At 62.4% G+C, this 21,439-nt stretch carries 14 protein-coding genes; 7 read left to right on the forward strand and 7 right to left on the reverse strand.

Annotation, left to right across the window (positions count from 1 at the left end; all coding sequences use genetic code 11):
• Positions 1-41 precede the first annotated feature (41 nt).
• A complete protein-coding gene (locus OCS65_RS28920) occupies positions 42-1,202 on the reverse strand; it encodes an iron-containing alcohol dehydrogenase (RefSeq protein ID WP_231414601.1) in 1,161 nt (386 codons plus the stop codon).
• Between the two features lie 10 nt (positions 1,203-1,212).
• Positions 1,213-2,703: a CoA-acylating methylmalonate-semialdehyde dehydrogenase gene (locus tag OCS65_RS28925; RefSeq protein WP_088899476.1), complete on the reverse strand. Its 1,491-nt coding sequence runs from the start codon at positions 2,701-2,703 to the stop codon at positions 1,213-1,215.
• Between the two features lie 114 nt (positions 2,704-2,817).
• Between OCS65_RS28925 and OCS65_RS28930 the strand changes: the two genes are divergently transcribed.
• A complete protein-coding gene (locus OCS65_RS28930; protein WP_064061486.1) occupies positions 2,818-3,732 on the forward strand; it encodes a LysR family transcriptional regulator in 915 nt (304 codons plus the stop codon).
• 572 nt (positions 3,733-4,304) lie between these two features.
• On the forward strand, positions 4,305-5,438 hold the full coding sequence (locus OCS65_RS28935; protein WP_072740604.1) for a TetR/AcrR family transcriptional regulator: 1,134 nt from the start codon (positions 4,305-4,307) through the stop codon (positions 5,436-5,438).
• Between the two features lie 430 nt (positions 5,439-5,868).
• Here OCS65_RS28935 and OCS65_RS28940 read toward each other — a convergent pair whose 3' ends face one another.
• Entirely contained in the window at positions 5,869-7,512 is a 1,644-nt protein-coding gene (locus OCS65_RS28940) for a flavin-containing monooxygenase (RefSeq protein WP_039585267.1), read from the reverse strand.
• 1,439 nt (positions 7,513-8,951) lie between these two features.
• Between OCS65_RS28940 and OCS65_RS28945 the strand changes: the two genes are divergently transcribed.
• The 5 genes from OCS65_RS28945 to OCS65_RS28965 all read left to right on the forward strand — a co-directional run bounded on the left by OCS65_RS28945 (position 8,952) and on the right by OCS65_RS28965 (position 14,564).
• Positions 8,952-9,725 carry an enoyl-CoA hydratase-related protein gene (locus tag OCS65_RS28945; protein ID WP_263510518.1) on the forward strand — a complete coding sequence of 258 codons (774 nt, stop codon included), beginning with the start codon at positions 8,952-8,954 and terminating at the stop codon, positions 9,723-9,725.
• A gap of 5 nt (positions 9,726-9,730) precedes the next feature.
• On the forward strand, positions 9,731-10,891 hold the full coding sequence (locus tag OCS65_RS28950; protein ID WP_139000162.1) for an acyl-CoA dehydrogenase family protein: 1,161 nt from the start codon (positions 9,731-9,733) through the stop codon (positions 10,889-10,891).
• A complete protein-coding gene (locus OCS65_RS28955; protein ID WP_263510519.1) occupies positions 10,884-11,990 on the forward strand; it encodes an acyl-CoA dehydrogenase family protein in 1,107 nt (368 codons plus the stop codon). The genes OCS65_RS28950 and OCS65_RS28955 overlap by 8 nt, the downstream gene beginning before the upstream one ends.
• A gap of 41 nt (positions 11,991-12,031) precedes the next feature.
• The gene (locus tag OCS65_RS28960; protein ID WP_263510520.1) at positions 12,032-13,612 is read left to right on the forward strand and encodes an AMP-binding protein; all 1,581 of its coding nucleotides are present in this window, start codon (positions 12,032-12,034) and stop codon (positions 13,610-13,612) included.
• 88 nt (positions 13,613-13,700) lie between these two features.
• Positions 13,701-14,564 carry an SMP-30/gluconolactonase/LRE family protein gene (locus tag OCS65_RS28965; RefSeq protein WP_263510521.1) on the forward strand — a complete coding sequence of 288 codons (864 nt, stop codon included), beginning with the start codon at positions 13,701-13,703 and terminating at the stop codon, positions 14,562-14,564.
• A 59-nt stretch (positions 14,565-14,623) separates the two neighbouring features.
• Here the strand turns inward: OCS65_RS28965 and OCS65_RS28970 are convergent, their stop codons facing one another.
• The 4 genes from OCS65_RS28970 to OCS65_RS28985 all read right to left on the reverse strand — a co-directional run bounded on the left by OCS65_RS28970 (position 14,624) and on the right by OCS65_RS28985 (position 21,232).
• Positions 14,624-14,914, reverse strand: coding sequence for a hypothetical protein (locus OCS65_RS28970; protein ID WP_263510522.1), 291 nt, complete (start codon positions 14,912-14,914; stop codon positions 14,624-14,626).
• A gap of 1,615 nt (positions 14,915-16,529) precedes the next feature.
• Positions 16,530-16,814 (reverse strand): YciI family protein, encoded by a 285-nt coding sequence (locus tag OCS65_RS28975; protein ID WP_006550551.1) that lies wholly within the window; start codon positions 16,812-16,814, stop codon positions 16,530-16,532.
• Positions 16,815-17,070: 256 nt separating this feature from the next.
• Positions 17,071-18,783: a sigma-54-dependent Fis family transcriptional regulator gene (locus OCS65_RS28980; RefSeq protein WP_192379063.1), complete on the reverse strand. Its 1,713-nt coding sequence runs from the start codon at positions 18,781-18,783 to the stop codon at positions 17,071-17,073.
• Between the two features lie 1,366 nt (positions 18,784-20,149).
• Positions 20,150-21,232: a glycoside hydrolase 5 family protein gene (locus tag OCS65_RS28985; protein ID WP_263510523.1), complete on the reverse strand. Its 1,083-nt coding sequence runs from the start codon at positions 21,230-21,232 to the stop codon at positions 20,150-20,152.
• Positions 21,233-21,439: the final 207 nt, after the last annotated feature.

Below are 21,439 nucleotides of genomic sequence, written 5' to 3' on the forward strand. Positions count from 1 at the left end.
CCTGACTCGTCGGACAGCGCGGGGCGCGGATCGCATCCACGCTAGTCGTAGACCTCGACGTACAGTTCGGCGATTTCGTCGACAGTGGGCACAACCGGGTTGTTGCCCGGCGAACCCGAATCGAGCGCCTGTTGCGCCATCAGTGGGATCAGATCGTTCCAGCGAGCTCGGTCGATACCGTGGTCGCGGGGAGTGGGAACAGCCAGGTCATGACATAGTTCGGCCAGGGAGTCGACGAGGGACTGCGCGGCGATACCGTCACCGGTGGCTTCGGTGGCCACACCGAGGGCCCTGGCGCAGTCTGCGTATCGTGACTCGGCGCCTTTGACGGAGAATGCGGTGATCGCCGGGAGCAGCATGGCGTTGGACAGCCCGTGCGCGACATGGAAGTGCGCGCCGATGGGTCGGCTCATTCCGTGAACGAGGGCCACGCTCGCGTTCGAGAACGCCATGCCGGCCTGGGTAGCGGCGAGCATCATGGCTTCTCGTGCCTGCTTGTTCTCGCCGTCTTCATACGCGGCGCGCAGATTCTGGCCGATGGTGCGCATGGCTGCGAGTGCGAGGCCGTCGGAGACAGGGTTGGCTTTTCGGCTCACATACGCCTCGATCGCATGGGTAAGTGCATCGACTCCGGTATCGGCAGTCAGGCGAGGGGGCATGGACATTGTCAGTTCGAAGTCCACGATTGCTGCGATGGGCAGGAAGGACAGGCCTGGACAGAGCATCTTCTCGTCCGTGACGCTGTCGCTGATGATGGTGAACTGCGTAGCCTCCGAGCCGCTGCCGGCGGTGGTCGGGATCGCGACGACGGGAAGCGCTGGTCCGGTGTAGACGTGCGGGACCTTGTAGTCCCGCATCCGGCCCCCGCGGACCCCGAGGACGGCCAGCGCCTTCGCAGTATCCATCGGGCTGCCGCCACCGAAGCCGATCACCGAGTCGGCGTTGTGATCGGCGAGCAGGGCGAGCCCTGTTTCGAGGGAGTCGGTGGTGGGGTCGGGAACGGTGTCGTCGAACAGGGCTGGTGTGATGCGTGCTTCGCGCAGGAGAGTCAAGATCCGTTCGGACGTGCCTGTCGAGGTGAGGAACTTGTCGGTCACCATTACCGGGCGCCGCAATCCGAGTTGACGGATCACGTCCCCGATGTCGTCGACGGTGCCCCCGCCGATTCGCAGGAACCGTGGGAAGGCGATCTGGATACTCATGGTGCCGTCCTTAGTCGTTCTGAGGGAAGCCGAGGTTGATGCCGCCGTGGTTGGGGTCGAGCCAGCGGGTGGTGACGACCTTGCCGCGGGTGAAGAAGTGCACACCTTCGGTGCCGTGGGCGTGTGTGTCACCGAAGAGGGAGTTCTTCCAGCCGCCGAAGCTGTAGTACGCGGTGGGGACGGGGATGGGGACGTTGACGCCGACCATACCGACCTCGACTTCGTTCTGGAAGCGGCGGGCTGCGCCGCCGTCGTTGGTGAAGATGGCGGTGCCGTTGCCGTAGGGGTTCGAGTTGATCAATTCGAGGGCTTCGTCATAGGTCTCGACCCGTACGACGGACAGGACGGGGCCGAAGATCTCGTCGGTGTAGACGCTCATATCGGTGGTGACGTGATCCAGAAGGGTCGGTCCGAGCCAGAATCCGTCGCTTCCGCCATCGGCCTGCACGGCCCGGCCGTCGACTACGACGGTGGCGCCGGCAGCTTCGCCGGCGTCGATATAGGAAGACACTTTGTCACGATGTGCTTTGCTCACCAATGGACCCATATCCGAGTCCTTTGTGCCGTCGCCGGTTTTCAGGCTCAGGGTGCGATCCTTGATCTTTGCAACCAGCTCATCGGCGATGTCCCCGACCGCGACCAGTGCGGAGATCGCCATGCAGCGCTCACCGGCGGAGCCGAAGCCCGCGTTCACCATCGCGTCGGCGGCCAGATCGAGGTCGGCGTCCGGCAGAACAACGGCGTGGTTCTTCGCGCCGCCGAGTGCCTGGACGCGCTTGCTGTGGGCGGTTGCGGTTTCGTAGACGTACTTCGCGATGGGGGTCGACCCGACGAAGGAGATGGCCTTGATCGCCGGATTGGTGAGTAGTTCGTCGACGGCTGTCTTGTCACCCTGCAGGACGTTGAACACGCCGGCAGGCAGGCCCGCCTCGGACCACAGTTCGGCGATCCACAGCGCTGCCGTGGGAACCTTTTCCGACGGCTTGAGGACCACGGTGTTCCCGGCGGCAATCGCGATGGGGAAGAACCACATCGGAACCATGGCGGGAAAGTTGAACGGGGAGATGATGCCGACCGGCCCGATGGGCTGGCGGATCGACGCCATGTCGACCTTGGTCGACGCGTTCTCGGTCATCCCACCCTTGAGAAGGTGGGCGATGCCGCAGGCAAATTCGACGACCTCCTGGCCGCGGGAGACCTCACCGAGCGCGTCGGAGAGCACCTTGCCGTGCTCGGAGGTGATGATCGCAGCCAATTCCTGCTTGCGGGCGTTGAGCAGTTCACGGAATGCGAACAGAATCTGTGTGCGCTTGGCGATCGAGGTATCTCGCCATGCGGGGAACGCCGCCGCGGCTGCCTCGATCACCGTGCGGGCGTCGTCTGTGCTCGCAAGTGCAACTTCTGCAGTCACTGCGCCGGTGGCGGGGTTGGTGACCGGGGCCGATGTGCCGTTGGTGCCGGTGAAGGGCTTGTTGTCCAACCAGTGTGGGATGACGGTCATGGTTATGTGCTCCTGTGACTCTGTGGTTTTCTCGAGTCTGTCGGTGCATATGTGCCGCGGTCAACGAGTATCTTCGCAGTGAGAACTGCAATTTTGCAGCAGCGAGGGAGTGGGATGTTCACCGCCGATAACATGCGTTTTCTGCTGGAGTTGTCACGGACCGGGCGGATCGCGGACGCGGCCAAACGTCTGGACGTCGATCAGACCACGGTGTCGCGCAGGATCACCCGACTCGAAAAAGACATGGGAGCGCGACTGTTCGACCGGGGATCGTCGGGATGGCAACTGACCGAGGCCGGCCGGCGTCTGGTGCCGTACGCAGAAGCGGTCGAATCGACTCTGTTGGCTGCACTCGACGCGACATCGTCCGCTGGATCCGGCAGTCTTCACGGCACTGTCCGGATTCTCACCCCGGACGGCTTCGGCGCCTATGTGTTGGTTCCGGGACTGGGCATGGTGCGCGACAGACACCCTGACCTGTTCACCGAGCTGCGTACGTCGACCACACACGATCTGGTGACCGGTCGCGACTTCGACCTCGCAGTCACTCTCGAACGGCCGTCACCACGATCGGTGTCCGTCAGCAAGCTGGCCAACTACGACCTGCGTCTTTATGCATCACGTCGCTACCTCGACACGCACAGTGCCATCGAGGCCCTCGACGACCTCGAGTACCACACGTTGGTGTGGTACGTGAACGCCATCTTGGACGTCGAGCCGCTACGTCGACTCGAGCGTCTCCTGCCCAAAGATCGCGCGCATGTCCAGACGAACAACATCACCGGCCACTATCAGGCTGTCAGGTACGGGGTGGGTATCGCGCCGCTCCCGACCTACATCGGTAATGCCGATCCCGATCTCGTGCCCGTACTCCCGGACAAGTTCGTGGCCGAGAGAACCTATTGGTTGGTTGTTCCGCGAGAACTGGCTCGCCTGGCACGGGTGCAGGCCGTCATCGAGGTTCTTCTCGACATCGTCAGCGAGAATCCGGATCTGAGGGCGCCGGGTCAGGGCGGTGATTCACGCTGATTCGCGTGCCGCTCGGATGGCTGTGGCGGTGGAAGGACGCCTCCGGCATCTTGTCTGTCTCGGGAACGGACAGACCATGACGGTGTGGGAATGCCGAGCAGCTCTTCACTTTTCAGCCTTCGGTCTTCGGACGTCCATTCGGACGATCCTATCGACCGATAGGATAGTAAGTCAATGGTCCATAACTGTCAGTGGTCGTCACCAGATGGTGGTTTGACCTCTCATCTGAGATAAACAACCTGCATGATATGTGCTTGCGGGTGGTTCATGTCGGGTCGCAGGCGCAAATTAGGTAACCTGAGGTAACAACTTGTCGTGGTCGGTGTGTGGCTGCGAAGTGTCTCCGGAAGATTGGAGGAGGTCTGTGCTCGTTCAACCGGAGCGACGTAGCAGTCTCGCACGACCCGACGGGGGAGCGCCCTGGCTGGGGCGTAGTTGGACCGACATGCTCAACAGCGACGCGACGTGTCTACCGGAGGCGAGGTCCGGAGCTGAGCCCGTCATGAACGGAGAGACCCATGGGGGCTGAAGCCCGAGTTGCACCGACGTCACGTCGGCCGAAGGACCGCAATGTGCAGATTGCGAACAATGCACGTGAGCTGTTCGCACTCAGGGGCTTTCACGCCGTTCGCGTAGACCATATCGCCGAGGCGAGTGGAGTCACCGCGCGTGCGGTGTATCGGCACTACAAGAACAAGCAGGAACTCCTCGCCCGCATCATCGATGAGGATCAACAGCGTTGGATCGACGCTCTGGATTCGATCTCAGAGGTCGAGTCGGATGAGGAGCTGGCCCGGCATCTCGACTACCTGGCGCGTGTCGGTATCGAAAGTCGCCGGCTGTCGGTGCTGTGGCAGCGTGAAGCACGCCATCTCGACGAGGATGATTTCCGAACCGTACGAAGCAGGGCAGTGTGGATCTCGGACAACGTTGCCGGTCGACTGATCCGTCCGTGCCACCCCGGCCTCGGCGCGTTCGCAACCGATGTTCGCAGTTGGGCGGTTGTCAGCGTCTTGACCAGCCCGGCGTTCTACGACAGCGCGCTTTCGCGGTCTCGTCTCGCTACCGTGATGGCAACGGCATGCGAACGGATCATCGCTGCGCCGACAGTCGAGCCTGTGCGTCGCCGGCAGACGCCGACTGTCGAGAACGTGCCGATGGCGCGGCGCGAGCAGTTGCTTGCGGCCGCGGCGGCAGCCTTTCGTCGCAGTGGATATGCCGGCGTCAGCATCGACGATATCGGAGCGGATGTCGGGTTCGCCGGTCCGGCGATCTACCGGTATTTCAAGACCAAGTCGAGCATCCTCGTCGCATTGATGGAGCGATTCGCCGAGTGGCGAGCATTGGAGGTCGTTCGAGCGCTGCGCACCTCCATTGATCCGGCCGAAGTGTTGTCCGCGTTGATTTCCGGGTACGTGCGTCTCGGAATCGAGGCCGTGGATCTCCTCGCCGTGGCACTGACCGAAGGGCATTACCTTCCAGACGAGGATCGTGAGCGCTTCGAGCGGATCAATGACGATTTTGTCTCCGAGCTGCGCCGGTGGTACTCCTCGGTCCGGCCGGATGTCGACCCGGCGGCCGCGCAGTCGCTCGTGAGCATCGCGGTCACCGTGGTGCACGACTTGGTTCGGATTCCCCATTTCCTCCGCTCCCCGGACTTCGAATCCGAGCTCGATCGGGTAGTGCATGCCCTGTTTGCAGACTGATGTCGACCGGCGTGCTGGGACGCGTGGGTCAGGCACGCCTCTGCCTTCCGATCTGTAGGTCGGTTTTCGAACCGGACCCTTCTCCCGCTCTCGACCGGTCGGAGCACCGGAGTTGGAGACGACCGCCTGGTGGGCCGTACGTGACAGATCGGCGTCGACGTCGTCCATATTGGTGCGTTCGGACCTGAGGGCGTAGTCGACGTCGGGCGGATGCCGGCCAGGTCCCGACCGTGTCGTTCGGATCGAAGGACCTGCCGAGGTTCCGAAAACTGCTCGAGCGCAGTGTTCATCGCCGTGAGCGAGTATTCGGTGACCTCGGGCTCGAACGTCGAGCTCACACAGTGGAGCGGCGCATCCATCTACTTCAACAGTGACGGCACGGGTGCTGGGGTTGTCCGACCCTAGCACCCGTGCCGTCACATCACTGTGTTCAGGTGCGGACGAAGCCGGCGTAATCGTTTTCTGCCGACTCCTGGTTCTTCTTCAGGTACTGGGCCAGACCACCGGGGTAGGCCAGCAGTTCACGCTTCTTCCCGGGCACATTGGCATTCATGTACCAGGAGTCCGCGAGCGGGAAGATCGTGGCGGCGGTGACTTCCTCGAAGTGCTGCTGCCACTCCTTCTCGCCCTCCGGCGTCGCTTCGATCCGGGTCAGGCCCCGCTCACGCATACTGACCAGGCAGTCGATCACCCAGTCTCCTTCGAGCTCTGCACAGGTCGGTCCGTTGCAGAAGGCCGACGGGCTCTGCGGTCCGTAGACGAAGAGGATGTTCGGAAAACCCGAGGTGGCACGACCGAGGAGGGTGTGAACACCGTTCGCGTAGGTCTCGCCGAAGGTCTCACCGTTCGTGCCTACGATGTCGATGTCGCAGAGGCCACCGGTGAACGAGTCGAATCCGGTCGCCAGGACGATGACGTCGAATTCGCGCTCGACACCATCAGCGGTGACGATGCCGTTCTCGTAGATGTGATCGATGCGGTTGTCGTTGACGTCCACGAGTTCGACGTTGTCTTGGTTGAAGGCTTCGTAGTAGGTGTATTCCAGCGGGCATCGCTTGGAGCCGAAGGGATACGGAGGCTCGGTCGGAACCAACTTCTCGGCGAGGACGGGATCCTTGATCCGGCCGCGGGTCTTGTCGCGCCAGAAACGGTAGATTCGGTTACTGACCTCGACGTCGAAGAACAGATCGGCGTAACCGCCCAGCCAGATCTGTAGGCCTCCTTCGGCGTACAGCTTCTCGAGTCCTTCGGTGAACTCCTCGTCGGTCATCTCGGCTGTCGGTTTGTAGACCAGGTCGTAGGCGAGACCACCGAACGTCTGGTTGCGGAACTCGAAGAACTTCGGGTAGCTCTTGCGTAGCTCCTCGTTCGCGGCATGATCGAGCTTGGCCGAATACATCGGTAGCGTCATCGACGGCGTGCGTTGGAAGACCGTCATCGACTCCACCTGAGGGGCGATCGATTGGATGACCTGTACACCGCTGGCGCCGGTGCCGATCACCGCGACGCGCTTGCCGCGCATATCGTAGCCCGTGGGCCACTCGGCGGTGTGGAAGATGTCGCCCTCGAAGGTGTCGCGCCCCGCGATGTTCGGGATGAGCTTCTTGGAACCCGTACCGAGCATCGGAAGGAAGAACCGTGCCCGGGTCAGAAAGGTCTCACCGGTATTCTCGTTGCGGGACTCGACAACCCACTGATCGCGACTGGTGTCGAATCGGGCTGCGAGCACGCGAGTGCTGTAGTGGATCTCCGGACCGAGTTCGAGCTTGTCGACCACGAAGCGGAAGTACTCCTGCAGTTCCTCCTGACCGGGGAACATCTCCGACCAGTCCCACTCCTTCCAGATGCGCTCGTCGGAAAACTGGTACGCCGTGGCCTCGGTATCGACCCGGGCGCCGGGGTACTGATTCCAGTGCCAGACACCGCCGGCCTCGGAGCCTGCTTCGTACAGCTTCACCGTGAACCCCAACGCGCGCAGGCGTTCGAGCGCGTAGACGCCGGCGAACCCGCCGCCGACTACCAGCACGTCGAGCTCCTCGGTTACGGGACGAGTGTCCTCGAGTAGGGAGACCATTGTGTATTCCTTTCGCACCTTGGATCTGAAGCCTCGGGCTGTTCGATTCATCTGATCGATCGCAGCTCTGGACAAAGTCGATGTCGGACGCCGCAGCGGGCACCCTTCGATGTCCCGAGTTCACGAATGTCATCGAGCGCTAACGCGCACTCTCCGAATGGGACGATGGTGCCCCCGTCGTCAAAATATGTCAAGAATCACTAATTCGTGTTCGCGATGATCTGGTACCCGCGCCTTCCCGACGCGTCCATGCGACTGTAGTGAATGTAGGTGTTCTGCACGGTCGTTGGTCACGGTGGTCGGGGAGCCGCCGGCCTCGGACTCGAAGTATGGACGGTGCAGCGTTTCGCTAATGGTAACCATCGCTAACTTAATTGAGCTCATAGGCGGCTCGGGGATCTCGAGGTGGCGACCGGTGTCCACCGGGATGGCCCGAGACCCGCATACGGTGTGCCGAGTCGACCCGTAATGGTGCCGGGTGGAATGCGTCGACCGGCCCCGAACTTCTTCGCACCCGCCGCGTATCGCGGATGCGTCAAGGGTTGGTCTCCCACCGACCGGCCTCATCGAGACCTTACATAGCCTCCCAATATCGTTCGGAGCGCATGGAAGCTGATCGGTTCGCAGCGTCCGACAAGTGATTCTTGGTTCACGACGAGGCGCCCGAAATCTCGACGGGTCGAGGACGACGGTCTCGTGGGCGTGCGGAGAACCGGATCGTCCAGGCTGCCGCGTAAAGACCGCCAGCGTCGATCTCCGGACACGCCTCTCCTCGATGCTGAACGTGTGCCGTTGCGTGAGCGGTGAGCAGTCTACTTCTCGGGATCGAGGAGTGGGGTTCGAGTCGGTTTAGGAGATCTTCTTAGCATTTGATGACTTGTTGTCACCGGTGGGGGGAGTTTCTTCGCGAATCATCGCTGCTAGGGGAGAAGTCCTCGACGATTGTTGGGCGCCGCTGAGGCTTTGCCGGCCGCTCGGGATGTCTGCGTCGACGTATGTGGATCCATTGCGTGGTACTGGGAGAGGGGCCTGAAGTTAGTACCCCTTGACATCATGCTGTGACGTGGATGACGCTGTGTGGGGAAGTTGTGGTGGTGAAGCGGGTCGGTCGAGCAAGGAGCGGCCGACCCGACCGGTGGCTGCATGTATTGCCGCGCTGCCTACTGTGCCGCACTGCGGCTCCGTAGTGCGTATTGCGACTTGTGGACGAAAGGTGGTGCACGAGCGGGCATTCCGATCCGGAGCGAGATGCGCGGCTACGCAGACTGCATCTGTGCTCCGCGCGGGGTGAGAAATTAGTAGCCGTTGACAAAATACGGATAAGGTCCCTAATGTGCTCTCATCTCACGAGGCAAGCATCCGGCTAGAGATTAGCATTCATAGACTTAATGTCGGACGCTGCAGGCTTGCTCACGGTGTTCAGAACAGGATGGACCAGCATGGAAACGTTCGAGTTTATCGAGTTCGAGGAGTCGGGAGCGACTGCGACGGTCTGGCTCAACCGCCCGCCGGCCAACGCAGTCAGCCAGGACATGTACGTCGAACTGAAGCAGTTCTTCGACAATGTCGACAAGTACCTTCCCGACGCGCGTGTCGTCGTCGTCGCAGGCCGCGGCAAGCATTTCTGCGGTGGCAACGACCTGGAAGAATTCAAGACCCTGTCGCCGGAGAACTCGCCCGCACGCATGAAGCAGGTGCGCGAGGCGTTCTTCTCGATCCGGGACAGTGCGAAGCCGACGGTGGCAGCGGTGCAGGGTGCGGCTGTCGGTACGGGCCTGTGTATTGCAGCCTCGTGTGACCTGGTCGTGGCTGCGGAGAACGCGCGATTTTCATTGCCGGAAGTGAACGTGGGGGTTATGGGTGGCGCCAAGCATCTCTCGCGTCTCGTCCCACAAGGCATGGTCCGCTTGATGCATCTGAGCGGTGACATGGTGCCGGCCGCAGACATTTACAAGTTCGGTGGGATCGTCGAGGTCGTTCCGAACGACCAGCTGATGACTCGTGCCCAGGCTCTCGCCGATTCACTTGCCCGGCACAGCCCGGCCGCACTGCGCTTCGCGAAGCTGAGTATGAACACCATCGAGTACATGGACCTCAAGTCCGGCTACGAGTACGAGCAGTCGCTCACCGGTGAACTGTCCGGTTACGAGGACTCCAAGGAAGCAGTCAACGCCTTCCTCGAACGTCGTACTCCCCACTACACGGGCAGGTGACCTGGATGACGACGGATCTGGCCGAGTATCGGTCCGGGGTCCGCGCGTGGTTGGCCGACGCGGACATTCCCACCGTTCCCCTCGATCTCGACGAGCGATTCGATGTTCTGCGCGACTGGCAGCGAGTGCTGTTCGAAGCCGGAGGGCTGGGCATCAGCTGGAGCAAGGAGGCCGGTGGCCAAGGGCTGTCCCATCTGCACCAACTGGCGTTCGCTGAAGAATTGGCCTATGCCCGGGCGCCGATGCCTATCGGTCTGATCGGCCTCGACGTCGTCGGACCGTCGATCGACGAGTTCGGCCAGCAGTGGCAGAGAGAAGAACTCCTACCGAAGCTGCTCTCCGGTGAGCACATCTGGTGCCAGGGCTTCTCCGAACCCGGGGCCGGGTCGGACCTTGCCTCGTTGCGCACCCGGGCCGTGCTCGACGGTGACGAGTTCGTCATCTCCGGCCAGAAGGTATGGACCAGCTGGGCGCACAAGGCGCAATGGTGTGCGCTGCTCGTTCGTACCGACCCTGCTGCACACAAGCACGCCGGAATCAGCTACCTGCTCGTAGATATGTCCACGCCGGGAATCACGCCGAAGCCACTGGAGCAGATGACGGGCGACCGCGAATTCTGTGAGGTCTTCTTCGACGAAGTGCGCGTTCCGCGGCGGAATCTTGTCGGAGAGCTCAACGGCGGTTGGGCTGTTGCGACGCACACTCTCGGCATCGAGCGCGCCGCCTACACGTTGCGCCGGCGAGTCGATTACGAGGTCGCGTTCGAAGACGCCGTCGCTGCGCTTCGAGATCATGGGCTTCCCGCGCCGGAAACCGGGCTCGGACGCCGTGTACGCATAGCGATCGGCAAGGCACACGTTGCATTGAAAGTCCTGGGCGCGCAAACGCAGAAAACGGTCGCGCGACTCGCTGCGGGAGAGGTCCCGACTCCGGAGGATTCCGTCGACAAGCTTCTGCTCAACGAGGTCGAGCAGATAATTTTCGGGGAGATCGCCGAGCTTCTCGGTCCATACCGGGCCGTCGAGGAAAGTCGGCCGTTGGGGCTGGCATCAGATCGGTGGGCACATGACCACCTCTATTCGCGGGCGACCTCCATCTATGGCGGCACCTCTCAGATTCAGCGAAATATCATCTCGGAACGACTGCTAGGACTCCCTCGTGGATGACGACACCACTACTGCAGAACTGGCCAACAGCCTGGAAGACTTCCTCGCTCGCAGTTACGATTCCGCCACCCGACGCGCAGTGCTCTCGGAGAGGAGGGTCACCGAGCTCGGTGGTGTTCTCGGCGAGATGGGAGTGTTCGCTACCTCTGTACCCGAGGTGTTCGGCGGGCTGGGGCTTCCAATGGCGTCGCTCGGACCGTTGTTCACCCTGTACGGCAGGTACCTGGTACCGGGGCCGTTGCTGGAGAACTCGCTACTTCCTGCTGTTCTGGCCGCTGATGCACCGGAGACCGCCCGCGCAGTGTTCAAGGCAGCGATGAGCGGTGACGGACAGTTGGCCCTCGTCGATCCGCACGCCGCCGGAGACTGGGACGGCGGATCGATCACCGTCCGCAACGGCAGACTCTTCGGACGCTGTCACCTCGTTCGGTTCGGTGGTGATGCTACGCAGCTGGTCGTCGTTTCGGATGATCAGCAGTTATGGCTCGTCGATCCCCATGTGGGAGGCCTTGAGATGATCCAGACCGATGCCAACGCAGATCCGCTCTCGTCTTTCGCCTCGGTTGGTCTGGACGGCGTCGCAGGCACGCCGCTCGCTGATGCGTCTGCAGCGCCGAGGCTGATCGACGAGATCCGTTCGTGGGTCAGAACGCTCGTCGCATGTGAGTTGAGTGGAATCGCCGCCCATTGCGTACGCACCACGATCGATTACGCGAAGGAGCGTGAGCAATTCGGTCGGCCGATCGGGTCTTACCAGGCGATCAAGCACATCATCGCCGATATGCATGTACATGCCGCCTCGGTTCGGAATCTCTGTGATTCCGTACTCGCGGACACGGTGAACAGCGGGGCGCCGACAGCGGTCGACGCAGCTGTGCTGAAGGCGCACGCTTCCAAGGTGGCCGTCGAGGTCTGCCAGGACGCGATCCAGGTGCACGGCGGAATCGGATTCACCGCCGAGGTCGATCTGCACTGGTTCTACAAACGAGCGCTCGCCCTACGGCCCTGGTACGGCGATACCCGGACATTGGAAGAGATGGTCGGTGCGGCAGCATTGGCGCAGACCACAGAACACGCAAGCACGGCGAAGGCGGTCTGATGATCCCACGAGGTGGAAATGTCGCTCCCACTCGCGACTACGTGGCGTCCGGGGATTGGGACGGCGCCTTCATCGACGACTATCTGGCGACCGCAGCCGCCGCGGTACCGGGCCGGATGGCACTGGCCGAGCCGACCCGATCGTTGACCTTCGCCGAGTTCGACGCAGCAGTGAACGCGTTGGCAAGCGCCATGCAAGCGCATGGCATTGCGCCTGGCGATGTCGTCTCGTGGCAGTTACCGAACTGGATCGAAGCGTGCGTGGTCCATCTGGCTGCCATACGTATCGGTGCTGTGAGCAACCCGATCATCCCGATCTACCGGCATACCGAGACCGCGTTCATTCTGCGACAGTCTGCTTCGAAAATCGTCTTTGTCCCGTCGGTCTTCCGGAACTTCGACTACGCGGCGATGGCCTGCGAGATCGCTCGTGAACTGGACGAGCCACCCACCGTCGTAGTAGTCGGTGAGGGGAGCCCAGCCGGCGGCATCCGGTACGACGCCTTCGTCGAAGGCGCGGAAAAGCCGAACCGTGTCGACCGCTCACCGGACGATGTGGTGCTACTGCTGTACACCTCGGGAACCACATCCGATCCCAAGGGCGCGATGCACAGCCACAACACTCTCAACTACGAGAACCGCAGCATCGCCGACCTTCTCGAACTGAGCGAATCCGATGTAATCTTCATGCCGTCGCCGGTCGGACACATCACCGGAATCCTGTACGGGATCCAGCTACCACCGATGCTGCGCAGCGGCGTGGCGCTGCTCGATGTCTGGAGTCCGCAGGCGGGCATGCGTCTGATCGACGAGCACCGCTGCACCACGACGGTCGCTGCGACTCCGTTCCTGCACGGGATCGTCCACGACCCGTCCGGCTCGTCACATGACCTCTCCTCGATGAGGAACTTCCTTTGTGGTGGCGCCGATGTTCCCCCTGACCTGGTCATCGAGGCCACCGACACCCTTGATGCTCTGGTTGCGCGTGTCTACGGATCGACGGAGTTTCCGACGGCATCGGCCGGCAAGCGCAACGATCCCTTGACCAAACGAGCAACGACAGATGGCCGAGCAATCAAGTCTGCGGAGATCCGAATCGTCGACGACGACATGCAGGACGTGACCCCAGGGGTTCCCGGTGAGATTCTGCTGCGCGGGCCGGAGATGTTCCTCGGATATCTCGACAACCGACTCAACGACAGTGCGTTCACCGCGGACGGTTGGTTCCGCAGCGGTGACCTCGGACGTCTCGACACCGAGGGCTACCTCGAGATCGTCGGCCGCAAGAAGGACATCATCATCCGCGGCGGCGAGAATCTCAGTGCCAAAGAGGTAGAGGACCACCTGTTCGCCCATCCGATGATTGCCGACGTCGCGGTCGTCGGATCGCCGGATCCCGTCCTCGGAGAACGAGTCTGCGCGATCGTTGTACCGGAGCCCGAAGTCGAGATCGAGCTCGAGCATCTCACCGGATGGTTGATCGAACGCAACATCGCACGGCAGAAGCTCCCGGAAAGCCTGATTGTCGTCGACGAGTTGCCGCGGACGGCAAGCGGGAAGATCCAGAAGTTCAAATTGCGGGAGCTCGCGGCGGACCGCGCCAAAGGCGCAGTCCACCGTTGAGTGGACCCGACACACCGGACACAAGCACCCTTCATTCCTCGAGCAATGACCATCGCCGCGAATCCCTCGCGGCGGGATGGAGAACATCATGAGAGAGCACCGCTCGGCCGTTTTCTCGACCGGTCACCAGTTCCTCGAAGGTCTTCGTTGGCACCATGGCAAGCTCTGGGCCAGTGATTTCTTCAGCAAGACGGTGAAGACGTTCAACGCCGACGGTTCGTACATCGACGTCGCCGAGGTCGAAGGCTCGCCATCGGGACTGGGCTTCCTGGATGACGGTTCGGTCCTCGTCGTGTCACAGATGGATCGAACCGTCGTGCGGATCGAACCCGACGGTACACAGTCGGTGCACGCTGACTTCAGCCAGTACGCCGGTGGCATCGGCAACGACATGATCGTCACAGGCAAAGGTGATGCGTACGTCGGAAACTTCGGTTTCGCTCTCGGGGAGGAAGACCCGAAGACAACACGCTTGGTCCATGTGTCCGCAGACGGCTCCATCAACCCCGTCGGTGGTGAAGTTCTGTTCCCGAACGGCATGGCGATCACCCCGGACAGAGTTCTTCTCACCGCCCAGACATGGCGGCACTGCATCACGGCGTTCGACATCCAGGAAGACGGAAGCCTGGCCAACGAACGAATCTGGGCCCAGCTCGACGATTCCGTTCATCCGGATGGCATCGCACTCGACGCCGACGGCGGTGTGTGGTTCGGCAACGCGCTGACTCTCGAGTCGGACAGTGGCTTCTACCGAGTTGTCGAGGGAGGAGAGATCACCGACGGGGTCGCGATCGATAGGGCCTGGTCGGTCACCTGTGCATTCGGCGGTGACGATCTCCGCACCCTGTACATGGCGTGCAATGTGACCACGCTCGAGGAGTTTCACGACGGCAAGTCGACTTCGGTAGTCGCGACTGCGAACGTCGGTTACAAGGGCAGCCCGGCAATGTGAGTAGGACTGCCACAGATGTATCGGTCCGACGGCTGATTTCGGCCAGGTCGACCCGGTGCTTACGCGGGATTCGGGCGCACTGCAGGTGGGATACGCGCGAGGAGGGAAATCAGGTCGGTCTGACAGGCATACTCGAAATAGGTGTTCAGTATCGTGGAGAACCCGAGTGCATCGGGCACGTCATAGGCTGGAAGTTCGGCCTCGATCGTGGCGACACAGCGATCGTAGGTTTTCCTGATCGCCGGCGAAGAAGTGGCAACCTGAGTGTGTTCACGCGCCGGTGATGTCAACAAGTCCCCATTGAAAAGGTCGATACAGATCGGCTCGGTGACTTCGGCATCAGGGTTCATAGGCACACACGTGTATATCCGACCACCCCGGGACCTCACCTCGTGCCACGCGACGGCTTCGGCACTGTCGACCCGATCGGGCCACTCGAGGTGACGTTCGGCGAACTCGACAAACCCTGCAGCATCGAACTCCGACTCTCGCCGAATATCCGAATTCGACTCAGCTTCTCCCGGATTGATGTTGGACGCAATTGCGCGCGGGTCCGCAGCGTCCGTCCTGCTCCGCTGGGACGCCGCCGTATGGACAGGTGCGGTGTCGGAACCGGACTCAGGTTGAGAACGACAAACCGAGGGCATTACCCCGAGGTGCGGACCGGACAAGGTCATCGTGCATCTGCTCCTTCACTACGACCCCTGTCATATGATCGTGTGGACGACCTCCTGTCGTTACTGACTCAGCGCCATCTCCGGCGACGGGCCGGCGAGCTCGAATCACTTTGTGTCCGGTCTGCTTGGTATCGGCGCGAATACGTTCTCTAACTGGAGATATGAAGCCGGATTCGGGTAAGCACATCGATACGGAGCCGACGACAGCAACGTACACCTCGATGGGTATCGGTAGGACGACTCTGACCGGCGTCAGCGATTCAGGTCGTGGATGGGCCAGTACGAACACCACAGCGCGCACTGCGGCGATCCGTCGCTACGTCGACATGCTGCGAACAGCTCGCCGGCGAAGGGGGTGTTCTATCGAGGACGGAGAACCCTGCTTCGATCATCGCCTTTGATCACCGAAGCAGGGTCCCAGCAGCCCGAGCGCAGGCAGCAGGTGGGATCTGCCCGTGCCCAGTGGCGGAGGCACGCCGCCTCGCCCATGCCGCATACGCACCATCGGCCGACACGTGGCTCTCGGTGGATGCTCATGAGACGAACCGTCAACAGGTAGTTCGCTGCTTCTGGACCGCATGACTGTCGACGGAAGATACCTGCTCAATCAATATATGTAACAGTACTGTTCACTACTGCGTGACTTTGCCACCCCATCATTTCTGGATGCTCGTTCAGTGGCTTCGGAGCGTGGAGCACAGTTCCTACCCGAGTCTCGACCATGTGCTCGGTGGCCAAGGCTTCGCCGTGCACCATCCGCGCACATCTACTGAACACGTCCAGTTTCCGTTGGCCAGAGCCTCCCGGATCTCCCGCCCAGGTATCCCGAAGGTTTCGAGGACCCGGCGATCGCTGGGCGCGACATTCTGAAGGGCGGTGGTGGCATAGAAACCGAGTGTGAGGGCGCGGGAACAGCCGTGGCTGACTTCCGGCGTAGCGTCCACGTCAAAGATAGAGAGATCTGTTCCAAGATTGCCGTGTCACACCGGTTTCCGTTGACGCGTCGGTTGTGTCAATCGACAGTCGCACCCTGCGCTGATTGTCTCTCGAACCCGTGGATCTGGTTGGACCCGATCAGGCGAGCACTCGATCGGCTGGCTGCATCTCCGTCTGCGCGTTCACTCCACCATGTATCGACGGGGGCCTCAGGACGTCACGTGACGCAGTTCCTGGCCCCACATACGATCCGCGCCTTCGTCGAATGCACACACTGTGCGTCCCATCGTCTGGTCAACTGCAAAAATGCTGCATGCTGTGACCAACAGAAGCTAGGCATGCCGCTTCGTCGTCAGATTCCCACGAGGGGTCCGATGACGGGCTTCCACTGGTAGATGCTCTGGTCGACGACAACACCCTGCGTGACATAGGGGTCCTTGGCGAGCAGGGCCTGCAGGTCGTCTTCGCTGTCCGCCTTGAACACGAGCAGGGCGCCGGCTCCGTCGGCCCAGGCGCCCGCTTCCTGTAGCACGCCTTTGGCGGCCGCGTCCTTGACGAAGACCAGGTGGTCGGCATGGGCGGCCTCTTTGACGGATGCGTCAGTGGTGTACGACCAGATAACAGCGAACAGGGCCATGGTCACTCCTCGGGGGATACGGTCATGAAACGACGCGCGTACTCCTCATGGAATACGTACTCGAGAACGGTAGGGCGTCGTTTGCCGCAGCGAGTGTCCTATTTTGCAACACCGTCCGTGCACGACGACGAGGTGCAAACGGTATCATTGCTGTCCCGAACAGAGGTGGGGAGACGTCCGCTCGGTGTGAGGAAGAGGGTGTCCCCGCAGGGTCAATGGCGAGGATGTCTCGTTATGCGACAGAGTGTTTCAGGGGTCAGGATCCGAACGTTTCGTTTTCCAGGCCCAGTGCGCGGATCTTGCGGTAGAGGGTCGAGCGGGCCACACCGAGCCGGTGGGCGGCGAGGGATTTGTTGCCGTCGGACTCGTCGAGGGCGCGGACGATCGCTTCGCGTTCGGTGCGTTCGAGCGAGGTCAACCGGCGGCCGGCACCGAGGGTGCGGTAGTCGGCGGGCAGATGTTCGAGTTTGATGTCGAATCCCATCGACCGTGCCGCCGCGGTACTGAGCACCGAGGCGAGTTCGCGCAGGTTGCCGGGCCAGTGATGGTCGATCAACGCCCGATGCGCGGCCGGTTGCAGTTGCGGGGTCGGACGGTCGGGGAATTCGGCGGCGAGCAACTCCCGCGCGAGATCGGTGAGATCTTCGATGCGCTGACGCAGCGGCGGGATGCACACACTGCGCCGCACATGGGTCTGCACCTGATGGCGCAGATCGTCGGGGGTGCTCGAGGTGGCGGTGGCGATCACCGGTGCACCGAGCTCGACGGCGGCGTCGAGCAACCGCCGGGTAGGAGCGACAGCGTCGTCGGGGACCTCGTCGAGGTGCTCGAGGATGCACGCGAAACTGCCGGACAGACGCGCCCGCAACTCGGCCACCGCCGAGGGGGTCAACGTCGACGCATCGACGCTCGGGACCGGGGCGTTCGGTCCCCAGCGGTGCTGGATCTGCCGCGCCAGATGCGTTTTGCCGACACCGGACTCGCCGATGATCAGCACCGGCGCGACGGTCGCGGCGATCTCGTCGACCCGGTCCTGGAGTCGGTGCGCGGCCAGGCTGCGGCCGGCGATACGCGTCGCCGGCGCCGCACCGGCGGGCGCGGCGGGGGCCAGGCGGGCGCGCGGACGCGGCGGAGCCGGGGAGGCCAGCGGGCGCAGTTCGATGATCGCGCTGAGCGGATCGGTGGACTCACCGACCCGGCGGGCATGGACCCGCACGTCGATCCCCTCGGCGAAACGCAGCGGTCCTTCCCATTCGTCCTTGGCGGCCAGATGGGTGCTGATCCAGTCCCAGATCATCATCTGATCGGTCGAGTCCATCAACCGTGACACCGTCGGGGTCGCGATCACCGTGTCCCGGCTCATCGCCACCACCGCCGCGTGGCCGCGGCGTTTGCTGCGCATGTATTCGCGCAGCAGGTTCTGCTCGCTGCGGGCGGACAGGGCGAACAGTCGCTCTTCGATGTCGCGCACCGCCGAGAGCACCAGCGGTGCCATCAGCTCGTTGACATCGTCGACCTGGCAGGTGATGTCGACGATGCCGGTCACCGCGCGTGAAACCGGATCGACGATCGGGGAGCCGACACAGGCCAGCGGATGCAGCGACTCGAGCAGGTGCTCTTCACCGCGGACCCGGAACGCTTTGCGTTCTTCGAGTGCGGTGCCGATCCCGTTGGTTCCGGCGCATTCCTCGGCGAAGATGAACCCCGGGGCGACCTGGGCACGGTCGAGACGACCGAGCAGCGACCGCTGCCCGGCCCGCCGGTCGACGATGGTCGCATCCTGCGAGGCGAGCAGGATCGTCACCGGTGCATCGGCGAGTTGATCGGCCAACCGATCCAGGACCGGCCGCGCCGCACGCACAAGCTTCGGATCGGTGGGTGCGTCGTCGATATAGCGCAGTGGAGAACTGTCGGGTGTCACTCCCATTGCGAGGCAGCGGCGCCAGGACTGTTCGATCTCCGGTCGCATTTTCGGTATGAGATTCTCACATCTATCGGAACCGTGTTCTTCTGCTTGCTCACGGAACCGGTCGGTTACCACACATCCACCTCCGAAGACCTCACGGCGAGAACGGACTCTATGCAAACGAGGTGACACCGGTTCGGAGTGTCCCAGAACGCTACACCGGGAACTTCTGGACTTGTCTTCGGTGCGGGCGCACCTTGTCCAGTGTGTTCACCGGCGTCTTGAGGGCCTGTCGATCCGCACGGTGGCGGAACACGATGCTATTCATCGTGCAGCGTTCCATCTCCTCTGCAGGACCAGGGCCGTTTCGGCCGATGCCATTCCAGTCGATCGGTCCGGCGGAGTCGGCGGAAGTGAACAGTGGGGAGGTGTGCGTTGGCATTGTCGTCGAGGCCGTGCGTCTGCGCGCGTCCGTTCGCGCCGTGTTCCCCTGGAACGACGCTGGGGCGTCACGAAAGCTGTTGGTTGGCAGTGCGGCCCCTGCTGTCGACCATCAATGCTCCGTGAACTGTATGTGTATATCACAGGGTTCCTGCGCGTGACCACGAGTTGCGTAGCTACCAGTGGGTTTCGTGGCCGGGCAGGGTTCGGGGACAGTGGGGTCGGCTGTGTGGCATTGATCCGGGCGTTCGGAACTCGTCCGTATCTGTCCGACCGGAACCCACGGTTGTGGGAGTGTGCTCGGCGCCGGACTCAGGGGGGTGGAGTCGTTCGTCGGCGGTGTTGGCAAGAAGATCCGGTCTGTCGGGAGATGGGAAGGGGACAGGATGTCACCGGTGCTCGTGGGCGGGTGCTCCGACGATGCAGTGTCGGGACGGATGAAAAGCCATGTAATTTGCTGTTACGACGAGTTTTTCGCTAGTCTTTTGGTGTTGGAGCGAGTCGCCCTATCGGGGAGGACGGGGCCTTGTTTCAACATTCTGTTCTCCGTGCTTGGAACCTCGCCCCTGCTGTTCCGAGTTGCTACGCGACTATGTCCGAGTCGCTGCGCAGTACCGAGAACGAGAACCCCGTTTCGTCGCTCTGCGACGAACCGTCGCCGCCCCCTGTCGGCGACAGGTACGGGAGCCGTCGGTGTCCGCCTCGACAATCTAAGCGGGCACCGACGGTGCCTCCCGATACGACCTAATCGACTTCAATCAGAAGTACTAGTGCACAAACAATTTCGGAATCGCGTTCGATTCGTGCAATGAGGGAAGACAACGTCACGCGGTGGGGCGTCGAGCCCGGACACAGAATACCGGCATCCGCGGCTGCCGGGTACTCATCACCTTCACCATGGGTGAGTGTGGCGGAAGCCGGCCTGAGCAATCGGTTCCGTGGCCTCCGAGACGACTGTCGCCCCGACGCGCCGGCCCGGGGCGCGTCCCTATCTCATCTGGGGCAAGCCGTGGATGGGGTCGAAGGGTCCGATGTCGTACGTGCATTCCTGTGGTCGAGGATCCGGTACGAAGGCCCACAACAGCGCCCCGGCAGTGCCCATCGTGTGATACCGGTCGATCTGGGCACCGACGCGGGTGGCGCGTTCGGTCAGGGGTAGGCAGCTTCCAGCGCGGATCCCGAACTCGGCAACGAGCACAGGTTTTTCGGTTTGTTCGAGTCGCAGTGGGAGGAATGACGCATCGTCGTAGTCGTGGTACTGAACCACGTCCAGATAGGGCGAGGCAGCGACCAGGGCATAACCACCGTCGGCGAGACCGCACTGCTCGCCCCCGAGTAGACCGAGCGTGAGCAGGTGTCGCTGATCGTGCGCACGAGCCACCGCCCCGGCCGCATCGACCCAGTCGCGCAGCACCTGCGACGAGTCTTCCGGGCACCGACGTTGGTGCAGGTCGCAGTCGGGGGTGGTGCAGACGCCGACCTCGGGTTCGCCGAGTAGTTCCCATGCAGCGATCGAAGGTGATCCGGCCCAGCGATCGACGGCGGCAGCAACCCACTCGCTGTAGCTCAGCGGCATGTCGGTGGGTTCTTTCCATCCGCCGAGATACCACTCGCGCGTTTTGTATTGCTCGTCCTCACAGGCGCCGTCCTGGGCGGCGAGCACCGGGATGAGTAACTGTCGGTGCCGTTCGGCAGCCGCGAACACCGCATCGATCGGTTCGAAGTTCAGCTTGCCGTTGCGCTTGTCCACGGCCAGATTCTGAAAGGCGTTGAATCGGGTCACTGTCCCCGGTTGGCGAGACGAGAAGTAGGAGTCCAGATCCACCATCGCTCCGCAACCGGCGTTGACCGTCCAATCCGTAGCCAGTTGATAGGCATTGAAGCCGGTGGGCCACCAGGGTTGACCGTCGAGGTGCAAAATACCGCCGGTGGTGGTCACCCGCAGCGGATGAGCATACGAGACCCACGGGGTGGAGGTCGGCGCACCTGTGTCCTCACCTGGCGATGCTGCACCGGGTCCGGGGATGGTGCACACGCTTGCGAGGGTGACGACCAGGAGTATCGCCGACATGCAGACGAGTCGTATCCAGGTCATATCGGTGCCTGTCCCAGGTTTCCAGGTTTGCGGACTCGACGAGTGAGCGTCGGTGTAACGACAGATGCGCCGACCGAACGCGCGCGATCGGCGAGCTGCGTCGACGCGGGTGCACCGGTGACAGTTGTCGACGTGAACTGTCCAGAGGCGTCTTTCGAGAACATGGGTTTCGCTTTGGGGCCC

It is taken from the genome of Rhodococcus aetherivorans, from assembly GCF_025722975.1.
In the GTDB taxonomy this organism is placed as follows: Bacteria; Actinomycetota; Actinomycetes; order Mycobacteriales; family Mycobacteriaceae; genus Rhodococcus; species Rhodococcus aetherivorans.